This window comes from Enterococcus sp. 4G2_DIV0659 (assembly GCF_002140715.2).
Classification (GTDB): Bacteria; Bacillota; Bacilli; order Lactobacillales; family Enterococcaceae; genus Enterococcus_L; species Enterococcus_L mansonii.
In genome coordinates this window covers 2,564,579-2,586,921 of sequence record NZ_NGLE02000001.1, presented here as the reverse complement: position 1 = coordinate 2,586,921, position 22,343 = coordinate 2,564,579, and the positions used below count along the sequence as shown (strand labels likewise).

Here is a 22,343-nt window from a genome sequence, read left to right as displayed (position 1 = left end):
TTCATTTTATCCCCTTTCGACTAACCTCCTACTCAATTTGCAACTTCAGTTGAGTATCAATGCCTATCCTAGGTTCTTTCGTTGGCGTCTCCCCCGCCCACCAAGCATCACGGTATGCAAATGGTGTTGTGTTGATTCCTTCTACCTTAATTTCAATTGTTACTTCTGCATTTAAATAATGCTTATTTATATTTTCTGAAATAATCCTTACTTGCTTGAATAAACTAGTGCTCTTTTCTCCTTTTTTTAGCTTCTTAGTGTAATAGAAATAGCCATCCTCACCATCTATCCAGTTAGTTGTCTCAAAAGGAATAGCCAATTGAGGGTTCTCTCCCTTAAAACTGGCTGGCAGGATTAAATCTTCGCCTCCAGAGCTCTTTGCGATGATTGTCGGTAAAACTAAAACTCGGATAAACACATCTTGATGTTGATCATTCAGAATAGTCACGTTTTTTTCAATGGGAGTATTTACGTTTAAATCTTTTGGTGGTGTAAACGTTTCTTTAATTGTTGTTTTTAAATCACTCACCCGAAAATCATTCACTTCTTCATCTGTTGCTTTATTTGCTGCATAAACATCATGAATACGTGTTGCAATTATAACCATCATAAGTACAACTAAAATTAATAATAGTAGTCTTTTGAAGAAGTTGATCTTTTTTCTTCTTTTTTTTACACTCATTCGTTCATCCCTCACTTATTTCCAACAGCACTGTTCATCCCTTACTTCAATTTATCCTTAAGCATTTCATAAATTGGACCACTTCTTCCAATACTCCACTCTTCACTAATCGTTTCCACAGGATCATGGGCTTCCAGAAATGGATTCAGCTGATATAATGCCCCTTTAAAGTTATTTGATGTATTGAGAGAAAGCGTCACATTATCTACCAATGGCTCACTTATTTTTCCTGGTTCCAATAGTTCTGAGTAGTAAAAATAACCATCTTCGTATAACCAGTAATTTTTGGTTTCTGGCTTGGGAGGTTGAAGATTCATAGATGCAGAAAAATTGATCTCAATAAAATCAAACGGTAAGGTCTTTCTCAGCGGGTCATTTATTTTGTATCTACCTTTATTATTCGTACGATCTGATGTATATGCTTTCTTAGCTATATAGTAAAACGAACCATCTTTATATGTACCGCCTTTTTCCGCTGCAGCTTTCCAAGTAACTGAATTTTTTCTGTTAACAGCTGGCTGGCGCTCTTTTGAAACTGTTGCTAAGTTACCATTTCCTATTTTATCGGTTAGACCTACTTTAAAAGTTAAGAGATATTCATATAAGGAGACTCTTATAAGGGCAGGTAATTGACCTGTATTTTGCACACGAATCTGTTTCGTTGTGTCTGTCCCAGGATACCAAGTCAGATTAGGCTCAAAAACCTCTGTTAACTCGGCTTGAAAACGGCCGCCTTGAAATTTATTAGTAACTGAATCAGCCGATGTAAACCACGCATAGGTGCTTCCAAGTATCATTAAACTAGAAAAAACAAAAGCAAATAGAGCCAAATACACGCGAAAACTCCGTTTAACAACTTTTTTCTTTCTTTTATTTTTCGCAGACCTACGTTTCTTGTTTTTCACCTCTTGCTCTCCTTCCTAGTTTTAATATCGTGTTGCTGTTTTTTATTTATGAGCGTTTTTTTGTTCTTCGTATTTCTTTTTAGCTATCAATAATGCCATCAACATTACGAATAAACCTAAACACGTATAAATTAAAACATTCCGCCATTCTTCACCTGTTCGTGGAAATAGAGTTGTTGGTTTTTTCCACTCCACTTGTTTTTTAGTCTCACTTGTTTTTATAGATTCAGGCTCATGATTTTTGACTGCTCGAAATGCCCAGATATTTTCCATCACGCTCTTCACTTGAAAATCATCTTTTGTATAGGTACTATCCATTTCAAATGTTACATGCAACCGCCTACTATCTCCAGAACGAAAAGTACCTAAAGAGTATGTGGATTCTTGCAAGTTCAATTCTTTACTGATACCGGATGCTGGACCATCATAAATTTTTTTGCCATTATAGTCCATCGTCATGCGGATTGCTTTTGAAAAATCTATCGGTCCCTCAACGGTCGGTTTTAACAAGCGTATGCTTAAATCGTATGGTGTACCTTTATCAACACTCATTAAATTAACATCGATCGTCCATTTTTTTCCTGGCAATACATTATTGATCTCAACTAAATAGTTGCCATCTGATTGAACTTGAATTCCTTTATCATCTCCTATGACAATGCCAGGAGGTAACGGTTCTCCTTCAGCCCCATAGACAAAACATGAAGAAGTACCGATGAATGCTAAACCTACAATAATCCAACTAGATAGTTGACAAAATCGCTTTATTCTTTTCATCCTCTCTCCTCCCGCATCATTTTTTTCTAGTTATTAGTAATCACAAAACTCCACTAACTTATCATACAAAGCTTTATTGCTGACATCTGTTTTCCATGTATCTTTGATTGATTGTTGGGCATTTTGAATCCCTTGAGCGTTTACTGTTAAATCAAATTGCAACAAGCTATAACTATTATCTGCCGCTTCCATTAATTTCACACTCTCTAAAAGCTGAGGCGTTTGTGTTCCACGTAAAACTTTTCCGATAAAATAAAAGTAGCCGTCCGCTTGATTGTAATACCATTTATCATTGGTTATATCTTTCGCTAATTCTTTAAAACCTAATTGAATCAAATCATCCGCAAACGCTTTATAGGTTATATCATCCACTGAAGGTTTATTGTATAGATCATTGGGATCCGCCCATTTTTTACTCGTTTCATTATAGGTCGCATCAATCATACACAGATACGCTGGATTGACCAACGTCAACTTACTTGTCGTCCGATCACGATTCACTGTGCCAGAAGTATTCCCGATATAGGCTTTTGCTTTAGTACCATCAGCCGCTTCCCATTGTGCTACATAGGAATATTCTTCTGGAATCACTTCCCCTGATGGTTTTGTGCCCGCTGCTTGCACTTCTTTTTCATACATTTTAAAGCTATATTCTTTATTATCGATCGTAATATTTTGAACTGCTGTTGTTAAATTACTCGTTACATCTATGTACCCTAAACTCACATACTCTGATTTAGAAGGCATCGCTTTAGGAACAACTGGCGCATTGGCTAACTCCTTTCCTTTTTCTGGACCGGATGCCCAAATATATTTTCCTTCCCCATCAAAATAAATCTCATTGTTATTTCTTAATTTTTTGAACATTTCATCAAAGCTTATACGGATCAACGCATCATACTCTGACACATTAGCTACAGAAACTTTTTTGGCAACTCCTTCACCAGGTGTCCAGTCTTTTTCAGGTGTAAAAGTCTCTACAATTTGAATATCATTACCAGCAATTTCCCCTTCAAAATGATTGGTAACCTTATCTTCACTCGTGAACCAAGCAAAGGTTCCGGCACCAAGCGCGGTCAACGCTAAAACGCTTGCCGCAATTAACAACTTTTTCTTTTTGCTTTTCATTGTTGCTTCCTCCTATTAAAAAAATTTTATATTAACCTTAAAAAGGCAAATACCATTAATTAAATCGTCACTTAGAAAAAATGTACATCTTTATTACTAGAATAAAACCAAAAACCGAAAGAATAAAAATAATAGACACGACAAAATTTTCTCGAATAAATTTTAAAATTCCCCCGATTTTTGGAAAAACGATTAGTTTTTTTCCGACTACTTGTTTTTCGCTAATGGGTAAATCTTCGGTATTATTATTGTCTCCTTTTGTGACATAATAAATTCCTTTATGCCCATTCAATTGGTCTAATTTTTTTACAACTCTATGTGTTAAAAAAGCCTTACTCTCCATTGAAGGATGATACGTGATTACATCGCCTGTTTTCGCTTGATTTCCTGGAATATCTTTCACGATAATCACATCTCCAGCATAAAAACCGCCAGATTGCTGATCTCGTTTGTTCGGCGCCATCGAATTTGTCCGAACACTAAAAATACGGTAACCAAAAATAGTCTTGTTTTGATCTCCGCTAAAAGCAAAAAGAACAGACATACTGATTAACCCTAAAGTAACAACGTAAAACAACAAATCTAACAAATTTTTCAACCATTCTTTTTTCAGTGATCTTTTTTTCTTATGTACTGCAGATCTTTTCCTTTTTTTTGATAGGCGATCTTGACCTGGACGATTTCTTTTTTTTCGATTCTCATTTGATTCTTGTTGCAACTTCCGTTGATTCTTTTTTCTTGGTTGCCTGTCCTGTGATGATTTTCTATGTTTTTTCTTTTTTCGCTGTTCCATGAGTAATAGATATCCCTTCTTCAACTAGTTTAGAATTCTAAAAAAATACATTGATCAATGATTTAAACTAAAAGCTACTTTCAACTTTTAGGCACAAAAACAACACTTCCTCTTTTCATTTTCTCTTTATGCCAAACTAGTCTTGATACAGCTAAACATCACCTTTAATAGCTGCTTTATCATTTTTTCATTGTAAATTCTAATTTTCTGGAACCACCTCGTCTAAATCATAAAAATTCTGTTCTATGTGTTTTCGTCTATTTAAAAGTTCAGCTATACTGACTTTCAAAACAAAATATTTCGTACTTTTAAGACTCATTAAATAACTATAAGAATTGTCTAGAAATCTATATGTACGTACACAAACATGATATATTTGTACTATTTTTTTGTCAACAACTCGTCGAAAAACCATAAATATATCTTTTTTATATTTTTTATACATTTAATTAATATGCAACGAAATATAAAATAGTTATCTATATTCCCAGAAATATAGAAATGAAAATAGTGAAACAACTTATATTATTATTAGTTTTATTGTAAATATGACAAATAGATTTCTTTTGAAACTGGACTGTTCAAAAGACTTAATTCTGCTTTTTAAGCTTATATTTGCAGCAGTTTCCACTCAATGAAATAAAAAAACTGGAACATAACTCTATGAGTTACATTCCAGTATATAAATTAGAGATAAAAAGTTTATACTTCCAATCCTAAGTTTGTTTATTTCTTTAACCTATCTAGATAGATACTTAAATTATACTTTCCTTTCATGTTCAGCCATATTCAGTAATTCTTTGGCATGCTCAGTTGTTAATTTTGTGATTTCACTTCCAGAAAGCATACGTGCAATTTCTGCTATCCGCTCATTTTTCTTTAGCCTTCTCACTTTTGTCTCAGTTCGCTCACCAATAATTTCTTTTTCGATAAAATATTGATAATCTGCTACTGCGGCCACCTGAGGTAAATGAGTAATACATAAAACTTGTGAGCCTTTTGAAATTTGATAAATTTTGTCAGCAATTGCTTGAGCTACTCGTCCACTAACACCTGTATCCACTTCATCAAAAACAATACTAGTAATTCCTTGAGATTTAGAAAAAATCGTCTTTAATGCCAACATCACTCGGGAAAGTTCCCCTCCAGAAGCGACTCTAACTAATGGTTTCAAAGGCTCGCCAGGATTCGTTGTAATAAAGAACTCTACATGATCCAATCCATCTTCACCAAATTCCTCATCAGGAAGTTCAGTAAAACGAATATCAAATTCTGTTCGCTCCATATACAATTCTTTTAGCTCTCGCAAAATATCTTTTTCAAGCTTTTTAGCAATTTTCTTCCTGATTTCACGTAGTTCTAATCCATGTTTAGTGACTTGTTTTCTCTTTTCAATCAGCAATGTTTCTAATTCTCCAGTTTTCCCTTCAAGGAAATCGGCGTCAGCTAATTCTTGGGTAATTTCTTGATAGTAATCAAGGATAGATTCGATTGACTCACCATATTTTCTTTTCATCTGACGAATCAATTCAAGCCTCGTCTCTACTTCATTTAAGCGATTTTCGTCTAATTCTAAACCATCGATATGCCTAGATAAATCTCCACTCGCTTCTTGTAAAAGATAGTAACTGTTTTGAAGAACTTCAGATAACGATTTATACTCAGAATCAAGCGTTTCAATCGAAAGCAATTCGTTCATCGCATAACCAATTTTATCTAGACTACTGTCTCCATCGCCATTAATCGCTTCATAACTAGTCGTTAAAGCATCTGCAATTTTTTGAAAATTCCCTAGCTTGTTTCGTTCTTCAATTAACTGTTCTTCTTCACCTAAAACAAGTTGACTTGCCGCAATTTCATCACTTTGAAATTGTAGCATATCCATCCGCTGAGCAAATTCTTTTTCATTTTTTTGCCTATTTCTCACTTTTGTTTCGATCAATTTATATTCAGAATAACTGCCTTCGTAGTCTTCTTTGATTTTAAGCAACTCATTGCCACCAAAATCATCTAACATACCTAAGTGCTTTTCACTTTGCATCAATTCTTGATGTTCATTTTGACCATGAATATCTACTAAGAATTCGCCTATTTTTCTTAAATTAGCTATGTTAACGATTCGTCCATTTACACGGCAAACATTCTTACCGGAAGTAGAAATATCTCTTTGAATAACAAGAGAGTCCTCGTCTGTCTCAATGCCTAATTCTTCCAATAAATGAGTCAAGCTTTGGTTTTTAGGCATCTTAAATAGCCCTTCTAGGGTGCACTTTGAAGCGCCTTGACGAATATAATCACTCGATCCTCGACCACCCGTTAAAAGCCCCATGGCATCAATAATAATTGATTTCCCAGCTCCAGTTTCACCAGTTAAAACAGTCATTCCCATATTAAAATCCAACTGTAAAGAGGAAATGATTGCAAAATTCTTTACGGAAAGTTCCTGCAGCATTGTCTTCTCACCTCATTTTTTTATAAATAGCGGAAAAATTCACGTTTTAAATATTCAGCATCTTTTTCAGTTCGTGCAATAATCAACACACTATCGTCATCATTGATCGCTGCAAAAACAATTTCTTTATACTGCTTTTCAATCAAATTCGACACTGCAGCAGCATTACCAGGTATCGTGTGTAAAATAACATGTTTTTCCATTTGATCAACTGAAACAAATGCATCTTTCATTAATTTTTCTAGTTTTATAGATGTATCTTCCTTCGTTTCTGCTGGGAGACTATAATGATAACCACCGTCTATCGCTGGAACTTTGATCAACTTCATTTCTTTAATGTCACGAGAAATTGTTGCCTGAGTAACTTCAATACCTCGCTCTTCAAGATAAGTAACAAAATCCTCTTGTTTTTGGATATTTTTATCTGCTAATAAACGAGTAATTAGACGATGCCGATCTTTTTTCCTCATATTATAATATACTCCTTTTCAGTTCGTTTCCATTTTATCATAGCCTATTTTTATTCATTTTGAAAGGATAAAAAATAAGGTTGAAATAAAACATCGTATGTCTCATCTCAACCTTATTCATTAGAGTGAATCAGCTTTTTAATTTTTCGTGTGCTGATTCAACAATAGCTTTAATCTCCGTTGAAAGATCCTTTTCTTCTGGTTCATCAACAGACGTTAAATAAGCTAAAAATTCTATATTCCCTTCTCCGCCAGTGATCGGTGAAAATTCTAATCCCCGCACTGAATAACCATGACTTTGCGCAAAAGAAAGGATATCATTTAAAACTAATTCGTGGGTTTGCGTCTCACGGACAATCCCTTTTTTACCGACCAGTTCTTTGCCAGCTTCAAATTGTGGTTTGATTAGGGCAACAACTTCTCCGCCTTTTTTTAATATTTTATGCAACGGAGGTAAAATCAATTTCAGCGAAATAAATGACACATCAATAGTCGCAATATCGGGCGTTCCTTCTTGAAAGTCTTCCGGTTTACTATATCGAAAATTGGTTTGCTCCATTACAACAACTCGTTCATCTTGGCGGATTTTCCAAGCTAACTGATTGTAACCAACGTCTAAAGCATAGCTTAGACGTGCACCATTTTGCAAAGCAACATCCGTAAATCCACCTGTGGAAGAGCCGATATCCAGCATTGTTTTATCTTTGACGTCTAGTTGAAAAACAGTTAAGGCTTTTTCTAATTTTAGCCCTCCACGGGAAACGTAACGTAATGTTTGACCTTTTACTTGAAGAGGTGTTTCCATTGGGATTTTTTCGCCTGGTTTATCTAATCGTTCATTTTTATCGGTATAAACAAGTCCTGCCATTACTGCTCTTTTAGCTTTCTCTCTTGTTTCAAATAATCCTTGGTTAAACGCTAAAACATCTACGCGCTCTTTTTTCATATGTGCCTTCTTTCTATAATCATCGCAATTGTTCTACTAATTCTTTTAATAATTCTATTTCAAACTCGCTACTTGTTTGCTGAATTTTCCTTAAGGTTACTTCACAAAACGTTAATTGTTCTTCCAATGCTTGTCTTGCGCCTTCTAATCCGAGTAAGCTTGGGTAAGTGCTTTTGTTCAACACTTCATCACGTCCAACTTTTTTACCTAACTCTTCTTCAGAACTGGTTGCATCAAGTAAATCATCCCGAATTTGAAAAGCCAATCCTAAATGTTGGGCAAAGTTACCTAGTAAATTGACAATCTCTTCTGGTTGTTGCGCCAATATTCCTCCAGCTAAAAGAGCAAATTCGATCAAAGCTCCCGTTTTCTTTTCGTGAACATCAGCTAACTCAGCCAATGAAAGTGATCGGCTTTCTCCTTGTAAATCCCCAGCTTGTCCAGCAACCATCCCTTGAGTGCCAGAAGCTTTACTCAATAGTTGAATCAACAACACTTTTTGATCTAGGTCAATGTGGCTGATAGCTAGTAACTGAAAGGCTGCTGTAAGTAACCCATCACCCGCTAGAATCGCATGTGCTTCACCAAATACTTTATGATTAGTAGGTTTCCCACGACGCAAATCATCATTATCCATTGCAGGTAAGTCATCATGAATCAATGAATAGGTGTGTATCATTTCTAAAGCTGCTGCCACTTGATAATCATGTACCTGAATTTGTTTATTGAACGAACGGATTGTAGCTAAAACTAGGAGCGGACGAAATCTTTTACCACCAGCATGAATCGAATACAGCATAGATTCTTTTAAGCGCTCATTTGCAGTGTATTCATTGATAAAGTTTTCCATTTCTTTTTCAATGAGCAGTAAACTTTGCTCACGAAAATCATTGAAAGCCTCCATCAGTTGTTCTCGCTTTCATCAAAAGTAGCTTCTTCATCCGTCTCTGTCATGACTTTTGTTAGTGTTTTCTCTGCTTTTTCCAACGTTTCTTGGCATTGCTTGCTTAAAGTCATCCCTTCTTGAAAAGCTGTTAAAGCTTCTTCTAAAGGAACATCTCCACGTTCTAAACGTTGAACAATTGCTTCTAATTCAGTTAATGATTCTTCAAATGTTTTTTCGACTGCTTTTTCTTTAGCCATCTTTTTACTCCTCTTCCAACGGTGATACTTTTTCGATCACCGTATCCACCACACCGTCTACGTAATGGATTTGAATTTTTTCTTTTGCTTGCAGTTCATTGACTGACTTGATTACTTGTTTTTCTTTTGTTGTATAGCTGTACCCACGTCCCATAATTTTTAATGGACTTAACAAATCTAGCTGTTGAATAACAGTAATAAATTGTTTTTGTTTGTCGTTCATATAGTGTTCCATACGGTCATGAAGGGACTTATCCAAAAATTTTAGTTGTTGCTGACCTTCTCTAATTTGCCCATATGGCGATTGTTGTCGAAATTGACTAATAATCTCTTGAGCTGTACGTTGTTTTTGATAATAAATAGTTTCCATTGATTGGCTCAAACGTTGTGTGATTCGGTCTAGTTTGATTGTTTGCCCTTCATATAATCGATCTGGTTGTTTGAATACATAAGAATTTCTCAAACGTTGGTAATGTTCATTTTTTTGCTGTAATTGATAGAGAAAGCTTTGTTCTAAACGGGTCTGACGATCCTTGATTTTCAATAATTCTTCATTTAAAACAGGCACTGCCAACTCAGCCGCTGCCGTGGGTGTAGCGGCTCTGACATCAGCTACCATATCTGCAATCGTCACATCTGTCTCGTGACCTACAGAAGAAATAGTTGGGGTTGTCGCCTGGTAAATCGCACGAGCAACTCGTTCTTCGTTGAATGGCCACAAATCTTCAATAGAGCCACCACCACGACCAAGAATCATTGTATCAAAGTTTCCAAGCGCTTCTATGCGGTTTATATTGCGAACAATATCGTCAGCTGCTTGATCTCCTTGTACTAGTGTCGGAAACAAGACAATTTGAGCAATTGGGTATCTTCGTTTCACAGTCGTAATAATATCTCGAATAACAGCTCCACTCGGACTTGTCACAACCGCAATTCGTTTAGGATATCGTGGCAGCATTTTTTTGGGACCTTCAAATAAACCTTCTTTGCCTAATTTTTCTCGCAATTCGGCCAAAGCTTGGTACAATGCACCAACGCCATCTGGTTCCATATGTTCAACGTAAATTTGGTACGAGCCACCACTTTCATATAATGAAACTCGACCGACTAACAGCACTTTCATCCCTTCTTTGGGTTGAAATTTTAATTTTTGAAAAGCTGATTTAAACATAATCGCTGAAATTTTTGCTCCATCATCTTTTATACTAAAGTATTGATGTGCGTTTGGCCGCAAACGAAAATTAGAAATTTCCCCTGTCAAATAAACTCGCTCCAAATATGGATCAGCATCAAATTTACGTTTTAAATATTTCGTTAAGGCAGTAACTGTTAAATATTGCTGCTCCATCTTCTCACCTTACTTTTGTTTTTTAGCGGCCTCAACCGTTTGATACATCAACATCGTGATCGTCATTGGGCCAACACCTTTTGGTACTGGTGTGATAAAACTTGTAAGCTCGGAAACTTCGTCAAATTTCACATCACCAATTAATTTACCATTTTCATCTCGATTCATCCCCACATCAATCACAACTGCACCTGGTTTAACATATTCTTTTGTCACAAAGTGCCCGCGACCAATTGCCACTACTAAAATATCAGCCTCTCTAGCAACAGCTGGTAAATCAACGGTTCTTGAATGAGCGATCGTAACTGTAGCATTTTTCATCATCATCAATTGTGCCATAGGCTTACCGACAATATTGCTACGACCGATCACTACTGCCCGTTTACCTTCTAAATCAATGTTATATGCTTCAAACATTTTCATAATGCCATACGGTGTACAAGGAATCATTGTTGGTTCCCCAATAAATAAGTGCCCCATATTCATCGGGTGGAAACCATCAACATCTTTTTTGGGATCAACGGCTAGTAATACTTTTTCTTCATCAATGTGTTTTGGCAGCGGTAATTGCACTAATATACCATGATACTCCGGATCTTGATTGTACTGTTCAATTACAGCAAGTAATTCAGATTCAGAAATCGTATCAGATAAACGCTCAATTTTTGAGTGGATACCGATTTTAGCGGCTGCTAAATCTTTGTTTTTCACATATGTTTGACTTGCTGGATTTTCACCCACTAATAAAACAACTAAACCAGGACGGATACCTTTTTTTTCAAGTTCTTGCACTTCTTCTTTGATTTGCGCCTGCATTTTATCTGCTAGTTCGCGGCCGTTGATTAACTCTCCCATAAGATCACTCCTCATTTTTTTGTTTGTATTGTTTCATTTTAGCATAATTCAGCTAGTCTTAACACTCTATAATCTTTAATTATGTATCAATGAAACTTCTCTCCCTTTGGTCGCCAAGTATTGTTCATCATCTACTCTGAGTCCTTCAATTTTTAGAGCTTTAAGGAAGCAACTTGTCTTTCAGACACCTTGTATTGTGCATCATCGAATCACTTTGTTCTTCGTGATTCACTAGTATTGTTACTTCTCTCCCTTCGGTCGCCAAGTATTGTTCATCATCTACTCTGGCTAAGCCAATCGTAGTGATTCACAACAAAAAAGATTCAAAGTATCTCTACTTTGAATCAATCTCTTTCATTACATTTGCTAAAACACCATTAACAAACTTTCTCGAACGATCATCACTATATTTTTTCGCCAACTCGATTGCTTCATCTAAAGCAACCGTGTTAGGAACATCCCCAACATACAGCATTTCAAAAATAGCGATACGTAAAATAATCAAATCCATTTTAGCAATACGTGTAATCGACCAATTAGTCCCTAAGTGTTTTTTAATTACTTCATCTAGCTCTGCTTTTCGATCACAAACGCCACCTACCAATAAATCTAAGTAAGTAGGCACAAATTCTTCCCCATCTTCACTAATGATTTCTTGGTTATCTAGCTCTAATGCATAAGAAATTGCATCTCGCTTTGTTAAATCAACATTAAAATCTAAAGGAAACAGCGCCTGAAGCGCCTTTTCACGAATCTCATGACGAGTGAAACTTGGCTTACTCATGTTCTCCCTCTTCTTCCGGGAATAATTCATCGAAATCTGGTTCAGGTAATTTTTCAGGAACGACTGCCACTACATGAACATTCACTTCTACTAAATCGATGTCTGTCATGAACAACACTTGTTGTTTCACACGATCTTGCATTTCCAAAGCTACTTTAGGTACGGATATCCCATAATTCAAGTAGCAGTAGATGTCCACTTTCAATCCATCTTCTTCTGCTCTTAAAAAGATGCCTTTACCATGAGCAGCACGGCCTAAAAACTCTGTTACATTATTAGCAAATGTTCCACGCATACCGTATACACCATCTACTTTAGATGCTGCAATACCAATAATGACTTCAATTACCTCTGGCGCAATAACAATCTCGCCTAAAGAATCTTTTGTATTGATTACTAGATTTTTTTCGTCAGTCATTTGAATCCTCCTTATAATAAAAGCAAAGCGGGCTCTCTCGGCAGAAAAAATAGGAAATAATTAAAATGAACATTCCCATTTTATTTTGAGGAGCTAGCCTACCAATCATTAGATAGTTATATATTGAAAAGCCTCTTTTATTTTTCAAGCTTTTGTTCAGCTATCTATGTTTACAATCACTCTTAGTTTATCATTAATCTGCTCGTTTCGCTACCAAAAAAACTAGGTTAAAATAAGTCGAAAGTAGTTAATTTCTGGTATCTACTATTTTTTCTTCATCATTGTCATAAATATTTATCCAGTTAACTATTTTATAAAATGATTAATTCTTTAGGTGAATGGGTCAAGACACGATTTCCTTCTTTGGTAATCAATAAGTCATCCTCGATTCTGACACCACCAAGACCTGCTAAATAAATACCTGGTTCATCAGTAATCACATTTCCTGGAACAAATTGTTTATCTGCTCTAAAGGAAACATTTGGTCCTTCGTGAATTTCCAAACCAATCCCATGTCCCGTGCTATGACCAAATGCTTCACCATACCCATAAGACGCAATATGATCACGAGCAATCGCATCAAGTTGAATCCCAGTTAGACCTGGTTTAGCTTCGTCCAATACTTTTAATTGTGCTTCTAAAACGATTTGATAAATATCTTTTAATTTGCTGTCAGGCTCACCGATTGCAAAGGTCCGGGTCATATCAGAAACATACCCTTCATAGTAACAACCAAAATCTAAGGTAATTAAATCCCCTTTTTCAATCACTTTATGGCTTGCTACACCATGCGGCATTGCAGAACGTACACCACTTGCAACAATTGTTTCAAAAGATACGCCAGAAGCGCCTAATGAACGCATATAAAAATCTAGTTGATTGGCAATTTCAATTTCGGTCATTCCTGGTTTGATGACAGTCAATATATGCTTAAAAGCAAGATCAGCAATACTACAAGCTTTTTCAATAATGGCGATTTCTTCTTCATCTTTCACTTCACGAAGCTCTTCGATTACCCCTGCAACTGGAATCAAATCACACGGTGTAATTTCTTCTAGCAAACTATATTCTGCAAAACTGACAAATGTTTCCTCAAACGCAAGATTAGCCAACAGCTCTTTTTCCGCTATTGCTACCACCTCATCATAAATCGGACCAGTATTTTGAATAATTTCAAATCCTTGTGCTTGTTCAGCGGCTTGCTCTGTATAACGAAAATCAGTCACAAAAAATGCCTTGTCTAAAGTGATTACTGCTAATCCTGTCGTTCCAGTAAAGTTTGTTAAATAACGTAAATTATATGGACTTGTCACTAAGAATCCTGAAAGATCATTTTTTTTCATTAGCTCTCGTAACTTATTTACTCTTACCATCATTTTATTCGTCCTTCTTTCCTAATTAGATTCCTTTCTATTATAACAAATATTGATTTTGAAAAACACTTAAGACACATAACCTCTAAATTATTCTAAAGTTTCTGAAATACCTTATCAGCTTTACTTATTTTTAAGCTCTTTCCACTATAATGTAAATTGAAAGTGAGGTCACTAATGAAAAAAAGATTCATTATCTATTTACTATTTTTAGCAATGATTGGTATGGTTCTCTACGCCTTTTTTATAGAGCCAAAAAGAATCGTTACACATCGCTACACAGTTGGAAGCAACGATGGGCAACCATCCGTTAAGGTCGTTCAGCTTTCAGATATTCATATTCAAGAAAATTATCCTGTCTCTCAATTAGAAAAAATTGTAACGAAAGTAAACAACGAAAAACCAGATATCATTTTCTTTACAGGAGATTTATTTGATAATTATGCGCAATATGGTCCTACCGAAGAAGTCATTGCTGCGCTAAGTCGCCTATCTGCTCCTTTAGGAAAATATGCGGTTTGGGGGAATCATGATTATGGTGGCGCCGCAATCCATGCATATCCTGAAATATTGGCGGCTGCTGATTTTCAATTATTGGAAAATACCGGGCAAAACATTTCATTATCACACGAAAAATCAATTTATGTCGCAGGATTGGATGACTCTTTATTAGGAAATTCTTCCATTGATGATGCATTAGCCAACCGTCAAAGCCCATATACTATTTTACTTAGCCACGAACCAGATGAAGCTGATAACGTACTAGATAAAAATATCCAATTAATCTTGTCTGGTCATAGCCATGGGGGACAAGTAAAGATTCCGTTTCTAACAATCAAAAATGTCATGGCAGAAAATTATTTTGAAAGATTTTATACGCTAGCCAATGACACAACCTTATACGTCAATACAGGTTTGGGTACAACAAAAATCCCAGCGCGTTTTAGAGTTCCACCAGAAATCGCTGTTTTTGATCTCTATGTATAACCTTTTCAAGTGAAGATAGGAAAAAAACGACAACATAACTCCCTTAAAATAAGCCGAGCTTTACGAAAATTTAACGATTAATTTTCGTAAAGCTCGGCTTATTTTTAAATGTTATCTATTTATCTAAGTTCTTTCACTCGACCGCCAATTTTATCAGCGAATTTTTCTGCAAAATGTTTATTTGGAAAGATTCGAACATATTTTTTGTCCCTTGTACGTTGTCCGTCTTTACCAATATACCCATGTAATACCTTTACAGCGTACATCGTCATTCCTCCTTTCTATCAACGCTCATCATTTGTGATAAGCTATAAATAAACTATACGTCAAAAAACTTAATTCAAACATAAAAATTCTCAAATAAATAATGAAGTCTTATTAAGAAAAAAGAAAAATCAACAAGTTTTACTTAAGAAAAAAAGGAAGTTGAGACGAACATGTTTGGGGCGTAACTCTTTAAAATACGTTTTTATAAATACCAGTTATTTGGTGTGCTAAACAATAATGTCTTTGGTTTTTTTATCCATATGTATCCTAGCTGTCCATGTTTCAAAGGTAACTAACACAGGGGCTTGATGGTTCAATTCTTTTTGATAATCTGATAATTTGGGGACAATTTTTTCGAATGATTCAATTTGTTCAATTGTAAATTTCCCTTTTAAAAGCAGACTTTCATGCTCGATTTCTTCATAGCAACACACCGACCCATTTGAATTACATTGAATATTTTTAACAGTTTCACCATTTCCATCTAGATAAAACTGTAACTTTAACAAGCCCTCTCTCCATAATGGCTCTGAAACCGTGATTACCGTCGGAAAATTCCGTTGATCAATGGTTGAAATCAAAAATACTGTGCTAGAGTTTAATAACCTGACTATTCTCTCGTGTATTTCCATCGTTGAAGGCCTCCTTAATCAATATTATACTAATTATAACAATTTCCTATCGTTTTTGGAAATCTATATCCTTTTTCATATCATTATTTTTATATAATAATAAAAATGAGACAAAAAAACTAGTTTCAGTTTCATTCATCTCATTTTATTTCATCTATTCTTTTATTCGGCTATTTTCTTTTAGCCAACTACTTTGACGGGTCTTGCTTAAAATCATTCTGCAAATCGGTCCCACAAACAATAGTTGTAATGGTAAAGCCATAATCAGATTTTTAGTAACTCCTTCAAGGTAATAGTTCAAAAAACCATCTGTAAAACCAAATTGAACGATAACACCGTACATCGACATAAAAAGAACCATTCCTAAAACCATACAACTAGAAACAGCAAGAATCATGTAGATTTTTTTCTCTTTATTTATTGGCAAAGCAAAAGCAATCTTCTTCGCTGTTGATGAAACAAGGAATATGTCCAATAAAAAAGCAACAACAAACCCTGGCACAAGCCCACCGACTAAATTACTTAATGAAAATTGCCCATGTAATAAGAGATTATAGGCACTCATAGATACCACCATAAAAAAACACACAATGGTAGTAAAAAATAACCCTTCTTTTTTTGTTTTTGGCATAATACACTCTCCTCTATTTTTGTAACAGAGTTCATGCTATCATAAAAATAAATTTCTCGTAAGTTAAATTTTTTTAATTATTTTTCAATAAAATTACAACTAATCATTATGATATTTTACTCTTCTTTTCAATTTAGTTATGCAGATGCATCTTTAACCATTTTTACATAAAAAAAAGCCCTATCCCTTACTACACAAGAGATAGAGCTGGTAAATTCAATTATTATTGAGCTACTGGATAAACAGACACTTGTTTTTTGTCGCGGCCTTTACGTTCAAAACGTACTACACCATCAACTTTAGCAAATAACGTGTCGTCGCCACCAATACCGACGTTTGCTCCTGGGTAAATTTTAGTTCCGCGTTGACGGTATAAAATTGATCCACCAGTAACAGTTTGTCCATCAGCACTTTTAGCACCTAGGCGTTTAGATTCTGAATCACGACCATTGGAAGTAGAACCTCCACCTTTTTTGTGGGCGAATAATTGTAAATTCATGTTTAATAACATAGTCTGCACCTCCTATTTTTCATTTATGGTTTTGACTTGAATAAATTCAAGATTTTCTTGCTCGACTGCTTGTAAACCTAGTAAAAGGTTTTCCAAGAGAATTTGGGCAATGTTGGTTTGTTCTTGATTGGCTTTTGAAATCATCTCAACATAAAGGTAACCACCTTCTGTTTCGTTGGTTTCAACAATCGGTTCAAAACCAGCTAAAGCATCAATGCCATTGACTGTGCTAATCGCTAAAGCAGACACAGCTGCACAAACGATATCACTGCCATAAGGACCTGATTCGGCATGCCCTGAGACTTCAAATGAAACGATTTGACCTGCGCCATTTCGTTTAAAAGAACTTTTAATCATTGATAGGCCTTCTTTCCTATACAACTTAAAAGAATTATGCGTTGATTGCGTTGATTACAACTTTTGTATATGGTTGACGGTGACCTTGTTTGCGGTGAGTGTGTTTTTTAGGTTTGTATTTGAACGTCACGACTTTCTTTTGTTTGCCGTGTTTCTCTACAGTTCCTTCGACAGTTGCACCTGCAACAGTTGGAGCTCCTACTTTCGTAGACTCGCCACCTACTAAGATAACTTCGTCAAAAACAACTTTTTCGCCAGCTTCTACGTCTAATTTTTCAACGTAAATTGCTTGACCTACCTCAACTTTTACTTGTTTACCACCAGTTTTGATAATTGCGTACATGCTATACAGCACCTCCTTCTTTTAGACTTAGACTCGCCATCCCAAGTGATGATAAAACATCATGCTTAAAAACTTGTTCTGTGCGGTTGTAGCTGTGGAGTCCACAATTACAACATTAATATCATAACAAAAGATACTAGGTGAGTCAATGAAAATTTGTCTATTCTCCACTTTATAGACAAAGTTGAGTATTTTTGAAATTTTTGATTGACTTTGTTTTCTATGTTCATTATAATAAATTTTGTTGCGTTAACATATTGCGCCAATAGCTCAGCTGGATAGAGCACTCGCCTTCTAAGCGAGCGGTCGGGAGTTCGAATCTCTCTTGGCGTATTTTTTATAACTGTTTATAACATAGTTTAATCATGATTTTCATTGATAAAACAGCAATAAGAACGGTTATACGATCCTTTGATAATGATTTTTATTTTGATTTTTTAGGTAGATTTGGGTGTAAAAATAAAAATTTAGGTGTATTTTTGGGTGTAAAAATCTGTTAGCCAAAACATAATAATTCAAGACTCTCCTGTTAATTTAGGAGAGTCTTTTTTATTTGATTTATGCAAAATAATTCTCTCCCCTCTTTGCTTATTATATTAGATGGTAACGGTAGTAGAATTGGTTAATGATAGTGGTGCGGCTCGGTGAGAGTTTGAGAGTTTTGAGGAGGCTGTAGAGTTGTGCGAGTTGTTGATATTGAGCAACGATATCGAGGATAGGATTGCAGACTTGTGTAGTAAAAGTATATAATTATTTAATAAAAAGGGGGAAATAAAATTGAAATTTATCCGATCAAAAAAAATAATACTAGCAATTATAACAGTTTTTCTATTAACCATCGCTGCTATTATGTACAACCAGACAACTATGGAAAAATTATTCTATAACACTGACGTTTCAAAGACTTCTGAAGAAAGCTTAAAATTTAGATTCAAGCTTAGTGCTTTTTTGCATCAATATGACTTTAGCGATAGACACGGCGATTTATTATTATACAATAAAAAAAGAATCTCAAATACGAGTCTTTCATATTCTCCTAAATTGCATCTTGCATTACATAATGATTCACAAAAGGACAGAACATCCAAATTCACAGAAGATAATTTGAAATATATTTATGAAGGCGTGACATACGAAAGTGCAGTAGATACGTTAGGAACTCCGACAGATATTTTTAAGGATGTTAGAGATAACCATATCTCAATGGTAACATGGTCAAGCGCTCGCAAGAGTAGAGAGAATAAAAGCATAACACTGATGTTCGATGACAAAGGTGAGTGCTTCAATATGTCAAAACACAATGTTGAATAAAACTATGAACAAGCCCTCCAAGCAAGGAGGGCTATTTTATTTAATTAAAGAACCCTGTACCCCACGTTGTATCGACCTGCCCATCATTTGGACCTACAGCAACATAGCGACGTGTACCACCATAATCAATGTAACTTACCCATGCATAACCATTGGCCATGACATAACCATCATACTCCATTGACTCAAAAGGATCATACCAAGCCAAAGCAGCACTCTCAACTGTTGTATCTGGCGACACTGGCAAGCTTTGATTAGTCGTAAACGTCCCATTCATAGCCACTAGATTAGACTCTTGTGGCTTAGATGGTGCAGTTGATTGATTAGGATTCCAAATCTCCACGATGTCCCCATCATTGACGTAACCTAATAACTTGCCACTGTTCTCAATTTTATAGAGATTTTTACGACCATCTAGTTTTTGAGTGATAGTTCCCACCTGTGTCCATTTTTGATCAGCATTGATATGTTTTTCGTTTGGATCATCAGGAGTATTGTAAATTGTCGCAAAACGGATGTGTTGCCCAACTTTGTATTTAGGTGTATTTGGCTTGTTAGGTTTAACAATCGTCTCACTACCATCCTCAGGTAAGCCATTCATTAAGTCTTGAGACAAACGAGATTTGCTAATACCCCATTGTGCCAAATATCCGTAAGGATCAGTATGATCGCCCCACCAATTGTTTGTGATCCATTCATGGGTTTTAATGCCATACGCTGTACCGTCGTCTAAATCAAAAGTAAACCCAGCCTGTTTCGCTAAGTCACGAGTAAGATTAACGTAGGCAGCATAGTCTTTTTTGAATGTTTCCGCATTGTTTGTGCGAGCTAACTCAATTTGAGCGTACGCCTTACTATTACCTGTTGCGCCAGCTCCATATTGATAATAACCATTAGGCGCCAATTGCTTAACTCGGCCGCCACTACCGACAAAGTAAGATACATAGGCATTTTGCCAGTTACGCTTCATAAAGCTTACTTCACGATCTAAACTATCAGCGCCTACATTACTCGGATTGCCAGCTTCATGTAACACAATAATTTCATTCGTTGCATATCCTGGATGATAACTAAATCGAATTGGATCTTGTTCGATCGTATACGCTTGTGCTCCAACTGGCAACCACAAACCTGTAACAACAATCAATGATAATAAAAACTTGCTAAATTTCTTCATTTTAAAACCTCTTTCATATTTTTTATATAAAAAATAGCCCCCATTTCTGAGGACTATAATCTATTAATTTAATTTTTCGTGGATCTTATCCACTGTACTTTTGATAGACTCAACATCTCCTAATGCATCTGTCAATTTATCTATAGTGCCTTGATAACGTTTTTCACGCTCATTATTTTGCTTCATCACCCAAACTAATAATCCAACAAATAATATAGCAAACGTGATCTGCTCAGGATTAGTTAGTAACCCTTCGATAATTTTTTCCAAAATTTTCACCACTTTCTTCTTTAAATGGTCGATTATAAATCATTAGCTGCCGGCGTTGTAACTGTTGCTAAGTAAGCGACATTATTACTGGACCACTTGCCAAAATGGATGTCCCCTGTGTTATAAAAGTGTATTGTTGCACCATGTTGATGTGGGTATCCAGTACTTGATGGATCAGGCGCTCCATATTGAACCTTATCTTGAGCAATCCTATACTCTTCTGGTAATTTTATAAAATTTAGCCAACCCGCTGTTGCCGCTTTATTAGTCTGTACACTAACTTTAATAGTTATAAAACCATTAAGTTTCTCTACCTCTACAAATCCTGTTGCTCCATTTAAAAGAGCCGTGTACTTCGTTCTTTTATAAGGTCTAGAAGTCACTACTTCTACTCCTTTACTTTGCAAACCATCAACAAAGTTTTTAATTCCCTCAACAGTTTGTTCTCCAATTTGAGTGACTGCCTGTCCCTTAATCGCATCAGAAACGTTTTTAGGGTGCATGTATTTGTTTGTATTAGTACCTGCAACAGCTTCTCCATCATTCGCAAAACCAACATTGCTTACATTTTCCAACCCTACTTGCTTCTTAGTTACGTTATGCGGATTGTTTTGATCATCAACATGAGCATCAATTTTTTTATTGACGTCTTCCGTTTTGGCAAATCCGGACTTTTCAAGAATATCTTGAGCATTTACAGACAATTCAATCTGTATACCGCTATAGTCTGTTTCTAAGCTCGACGAAGTGACACCATTCGATGGATCAGTGTAGTTAATTAAATGGATAAATCCTTCATCAGTGATAAAGTTTTTATCATTGATTTGAACAGAAAAATCTTTAAGTTCTGGAGCTGATTCTTGAATTTGAGTACTCCATGAATCAGTTGATTGTAGATAGGTTGAGACCTTAATATTTTTGTTGTTCGGAGAAGTAGCTTTTACCCTTTCATTAATCGTAAACGACGTAAAGTTTTTTTTGATAAATTCAACTGATTGCTGCTTATCCAATCCTTCAAAAATTTGCGGAATCAAAGCTTTTACAATTTCAATAATATTAAACTCACCTCGTTGTTGAGGAATAACACCACTTTGTGTTGAGCCTGTAATAACTCCTGAATCATCACGACTGGCCAACTTATTGTAATCCGCTTGTGATACTTCATTCCAAGTATCGGATGGCTTTTTCAGCGTTTTAGCGGTAAAATCTGAGAAATACTTGTTTGGGTTGGTTGCTGTATTTCCAGCGGTCTTTCCCACAAAATCCATCATGATTTTGATATTTGAACTGCCGACTAATAATGAGATACCTTCTGCTTTTGTCATCCTGTCAGCAAAGTCTATTTGTAATCGATTAGCTAAAGTGGCTTGTTTAATACCTTGTGTATCTGTACGAGCCTGTACAATTTCAGGGTTACTATCTCCAGATTCTGCTACTAATTGATCAAAATCATTCCTTAAGGTATCAAACTCTTGTTTATTATTATTAGCAGTCGAAACGGCTTGATCAGCGGTAGTAATGGCTGTTTTTGAGTTGGCCATAGCTTGACTGGCTGTTTCGTTTGCTTGGTTACCTGCTTCTGTTGCAATCTCAACAGCATCTTTCCCAGCTTCATCTGCTATTTTTTTAGCTTCTGCAATCCCATCTTTTAATTGGGATTGATAATCATCAACCTTTGCAGATGAAGCATTTGATTGATCCAAGATTGCATTGATCTTTATACGCCCTTGGTTGAGCGTATCTGTTTCTTTGATTTGTTCAACTGCCATAGATTTTCACTCCT

Annotated in this window: 26 protein-coding genes, 1 tRNA gene and 1 other annotated feature; of the genes, 3 read left to right on the top strand and 24 right to left on the bottom strand. The window is 35.6% G+C overall.

The genetic code is table 11. The features are described 5' to 3' along the window. Window positions 1–28: 28 nt before the first annotated feature. The 15 genes from A5880_RS12140 to A5880_RS12070 form a co-directional block, all read right to left on the bottom strand. Window positions 29–682 carry a hypothetical protein gene (locus tag A5880_RS12140; RefSeq protein WP_086329294.1) on the bottom strand — a complete coding sequence of 218 codons (654 nt, stop codon included), beginning with the start codon at window positions 680–682 and terminating at the stop codon, window positions 29–31. Between the two features lie 41 nt (window positions 683–723). Beyond that, window positions 724–1,587: a BsaA family SipW-dependent biofilm matrix protein gene (locus A5880_RS12135; RefSeq protein ID WP_086329293.1), complete on the bottom strand. Its 864-nt coding sequence runs from the start codon at window positions 1,585–1,587 to the stop codon at window positions 724–726. A 42-nt stretch (window positions 1,588–1,629) separates the two neighbouring features. Next, the gene (locus A5880_RS12130) at window positions 1,630–2,364 is read right to left on the bottom strand and encodes an LPXTG cell wall anchor domain-containing protein (RefSeq protein WP_086329292.1); all 735 of its coding nucleotides are present in this window, start codon (window positions 2,362–2,364) and stop codon (window positions 1,630–1,632) included. A 33-nt stretch (window positions 2,365–2,397) separates the two neighbouring features. Beyond that, a complete protein-coding gene (locus A5880_RS12125) occupies window positions 2,398–3,492 on the bottom strand; it encodes a BsaA family SipW-dependent biofilm matrix protein (protein WP_086329291.1) in 1,095 nt (364 codons plus the stop codon). Window positions 3,493–3,559: 67 nt separating this feature from the next. Continuing rightward, entirely contained in the window at window positions 3,560–4,285 is a 726-nt protein-coding gene (locus A5880_RS12120; RefSeq protein WP_086329290.1) for a signal peptidase I, read from the bottom strand. A gap of 760 nt (window positions 4,286–5,045) precedes the next feature. After that, the gene (gene recN / locus A5880_RS12115; protein ID WP_086329288.1) at window positions 5,046–6,737 is read right to left on the bottom strand and encodes a DNA repair protein RecN; all 1,692 of its coding nucleotides are present in this window, start codon (window positions 6,735–6,737) and stop codon (window positions 5,046–5,048) included. Window positions 6,738–6,757: 20 nt separating this feature from the next. Beyond that, window positions 6,758–7,207: an arginine repressor gene (locus tag A5880_RS12110; protein WP_086329287.1), complete on the bottom strand. Its 450-nt coding sequence runs from the start codon at window positions 7,205–7,207 to the stop codon at window positions 6,758–6,760. A 130-nt stretch (window positions 7,208–7,337) separates the two neighbouring features. Then, complete coding sequence (locus A5880_RS12105; protein WP_086329286.1) at window positions 7,338–8,153, bottom strand: TlyA family RNA methyltransferase; 816 nt, start codon at window positions 8,151–8,153, stop codon at window positions 7,338–7,340. A 19-nt stretch (window positions 8,154–8,172) separates the two neighbouring features. Further along, window positions 8,173–9,057, bottom strand: a complete 885-nt coding sequence (locus A5880_RS12100) for a polyprenyl synthetase family protein (RefSeq protein ID WP_086329285.1) — start codon at window positions 9,055–9,057, stop codon at window positions 8,173–8,175. After that, complete coding sequence (locus tag A5880_RS12095) at window positions 9,057–9,296, bottom strand: exodeoxyribonuclease VII small subunit (protein ID WP_086329284.1); 240 nt, start codon at window positions 9,294–9,296, stop codon at window positions 9,057–9,059. The genes A5880_RS12100 and A5880_RS12095 overlap by 1 nt, the downstream gene beginning before the upstream one ends. Window positions 9,297–9,300: 4 nt before the next feature. Beyond that, window positions 9,301–10,644, bottom strand: a complete 1,344-nt coding sequence (gene xseA, locus A5880_RS12090) for an exodeoxyribonuclease VII large subunit (RefSeq protein WP_086329283.1) — start codon at window positions 10,642–10,644, stop codon at window positions 9,301–9,303. Window positions 10,645–10,653: 9 nt separating this feature from the next. Then, window positions 10,654–11,499 (bottom strand): bifunctional methylenetetrahydrofolate dehydrogenase/methenyltetrahydrofolate cyclohydrolase, encoded by an 846-nt coding sequence (locus tag A5880_RS12085; protein ID WP_086329282.1) that lies wholly within the window; start codon window positions 11,497–11,499, stop codon window positions 10,654–10,656. A 334-nt stretch (window positions 11,500–11,833) separates the two neighbouring features. Next, complete coding sequence (nusB, locus tag A5880_RS12080) at window positions 11,834–12,283, bottom strand: transcription antitermination factor NusB (protein ID WP_086329281.1); 450 nt, start codon at window positions 12,281–12,283, stop codon at window positions 11,834–11,836. Continuing rightward, on the bottom strand, window positions 12,276–12,701 hold the full coding sequence (locus A5880_RS12075; RefSeq protein WP_086329280.1) for an Asp23/Gls24 family envelope stress response protein: 426 nt from the start codon (window positions 12,699–12,701) through the stop codon (window positions 12,276–12,278). Before A5880_RS12075 ends, nusB begins: the two co-directional genes overlap by 8 nt. Before the next feature lie 311 nt (window positions 12,702–13,012). Further along, window positions 13,013–14,077, bottom strand: coding sequence for a M24 family metallopeptidase (locus A5880_RS12070; RefSeq protein ID WP_086329279.1), 1,065 nt, complete (start codon window positions 14,075–14,077; stop codon window positions 13,013–13,015). Window positions 14,078–14,251: 174 nt separating this feature from the next. Here A5880_RS12070 and A5880_RS12065 point away from each other — a divergent pair, with 174 nt between their 5' ends. Continuing rightward, complete coding sequence (locus tag A5880_RS12065; protein ID WP_086329278.1) at window positions 14,252–15,061, top strand: metallophosphoesterase; 810 nt, start codon at window positions 14,252–14,254, stop codon at window positions 15,059–15,061. A 119-nt stretch (window positions 15,062–15,180) separates the two neighbouring features. On the opposite strand, the gene A5880_RS12060 is transcribed toward A5880_RS12065, so the two are convergent. The 6 genes from A5880_RS12060 to rplU form a co-directional block, all read right to left on the bottom strand. Further along, window positions 15,181–15,327, bottom strand: a complete 147-nt coding sequence (locus A5880_RS12060; RefSeq protein ID WP_086329277.1) for a hypothetical protein — start codon at window positions 15,325–15,327, stop codon at window positions 15,181–15,183. Between the two features lie 228 nt (window positions 15,328–15,555). Beyond that, window positions 15,556–15,960, bottom strand: coding sequence for a hypothetical protein (locus A5880_RS12055; protein ID WP_086329276.1), 405 nt, complete (start codon window positions 15,958–15,960; stop codon window positions 15,556–15,558). A gap of 154 nt (window positions 15,961–16,114) precedes the next feature. Beyond that, window positions 16,115–16,591: a DUF2798 domain-containing protein gene (locus tag A5880_RS12050; protein ID WP_086329275.1), complete on the bottom strand. Its 477-nt coding sequence runs from the start codon at window positions 16,589–16,591 to the stop codon at window positions 16,115–16,117. Window positions 16,592–16,814: 223 nt separating this feature from the next. Next, window positions 16,815–17,102 (bottom strand): 50S ribosomal protein L27, encoded by a 288-nt coding sequence (gene rpmA, locus A5880_RS12045; RefSeq protein ID WP_010762831.1) that lies wholly within the window; start codon window positions 17,100–17,102, stop codon window positions 16,815–16,817. 12 nt (window positions 17,103–17,114) lie between these two features. Further along, window positions 17,115–17,459, bottom strand: coding sequence for a ribosomal-processing cysteine protease Prp (locus tag A5880_RS12040; RefSeq protein WP_086329274.1), 345 nt, complete (start codon window positions 17,457–17,459; stop codon window positions 17,115–17,117). Between the two features lie 34 nt (window positions 17,460–17,493). Next, the gene (rplU, locus tag A5880_RS12035) at window positions 17,494–17,802 is read right to left on the bottom strand and encodes a 50S ribosomal protein L21 (protein ID WP_010762829.1); all 309 of its coding nucleotides are present in this window, start codon (window positions 17,800–17,802) and stop codon (window positions 17,494–17,496) included. A gap of 19 nt (window positions 17,803–17,821) precedes the next feature. Then, window positions 17,822–17,900: a sequence feature (ribosomal protein L21 leader region), on the bottom strand. Between the two features lie 161 nt (window positions 17,901–18,061). Here rplU and A5880_RS12030 point away from each other — a divergent pair. Next, window positions 18,062–18,135 (top strand) — tRNA-Arg (locus A5880_RS12030). Window positions 18,136–18,579: 444 nt separating this feature from the next. Further along, the gene (locus A5880_RS12025) at window positions 18,580–19,113 is read left to right on the top strand and encodes a hypothetical protein (protein ID WP_086329273.1); all 534 of its coding nucleotides are present in this window, start codon (window positions 18,580–18,582) and stop codon (window positions 19,111–19,113) included. 40 nt (window positions 19,114–19,153) lie between these two features. Here A5880_RS12025 and A5880_RS12020 read toward each other — a convergent pair whose 3' ends face one another. From A5880_RS12020 to A5880_RS12010, 3 genes are all read right to left on the bottom strand, one after another. Next, window positions 19,154–20,290 carry an N-acetylmuramoyl-L-alanine amidase gene (locus A5880_RS12020; protein WP_086329272.1) on the bottom strand — a complete coding sequence of 379 codons (1,137 nt, stop codon included), beginning with the start codon at window positions 20,288–20,290 and terminating at the stop codon, window positions 19,154–19,156. A gap of 63 nt (window positions 20,291–20,353) precedes the next feature. Next, window positions 20,354–20,560, bottom strand: coding sequence for a BhlA/UviB family holin-like peptide (locus A5880_RS12015; protein WP_086330292.1), 207 nt, complete (start codon window positions 20,558–20,560; stop codon window positions 20,354–20,356). A 32-nt stretch (window positions 20,561–20,592) separates the two neighbouring features. Further along, the gene (locus tag A5880_RS12010) at window positions 20,593–22,329 is read right to left on the bottom strand and encodes a hypothetical protein (RefSeq protein ID WP_256924769.1); all 1,737 of its coding nucleotides are present in this window, start codon (window positions 22,327–22,329) and stop codon (window positions 20,593–20,595) included. Window positions 22,330–22,343: the final 14 nt, after the last annotated feature.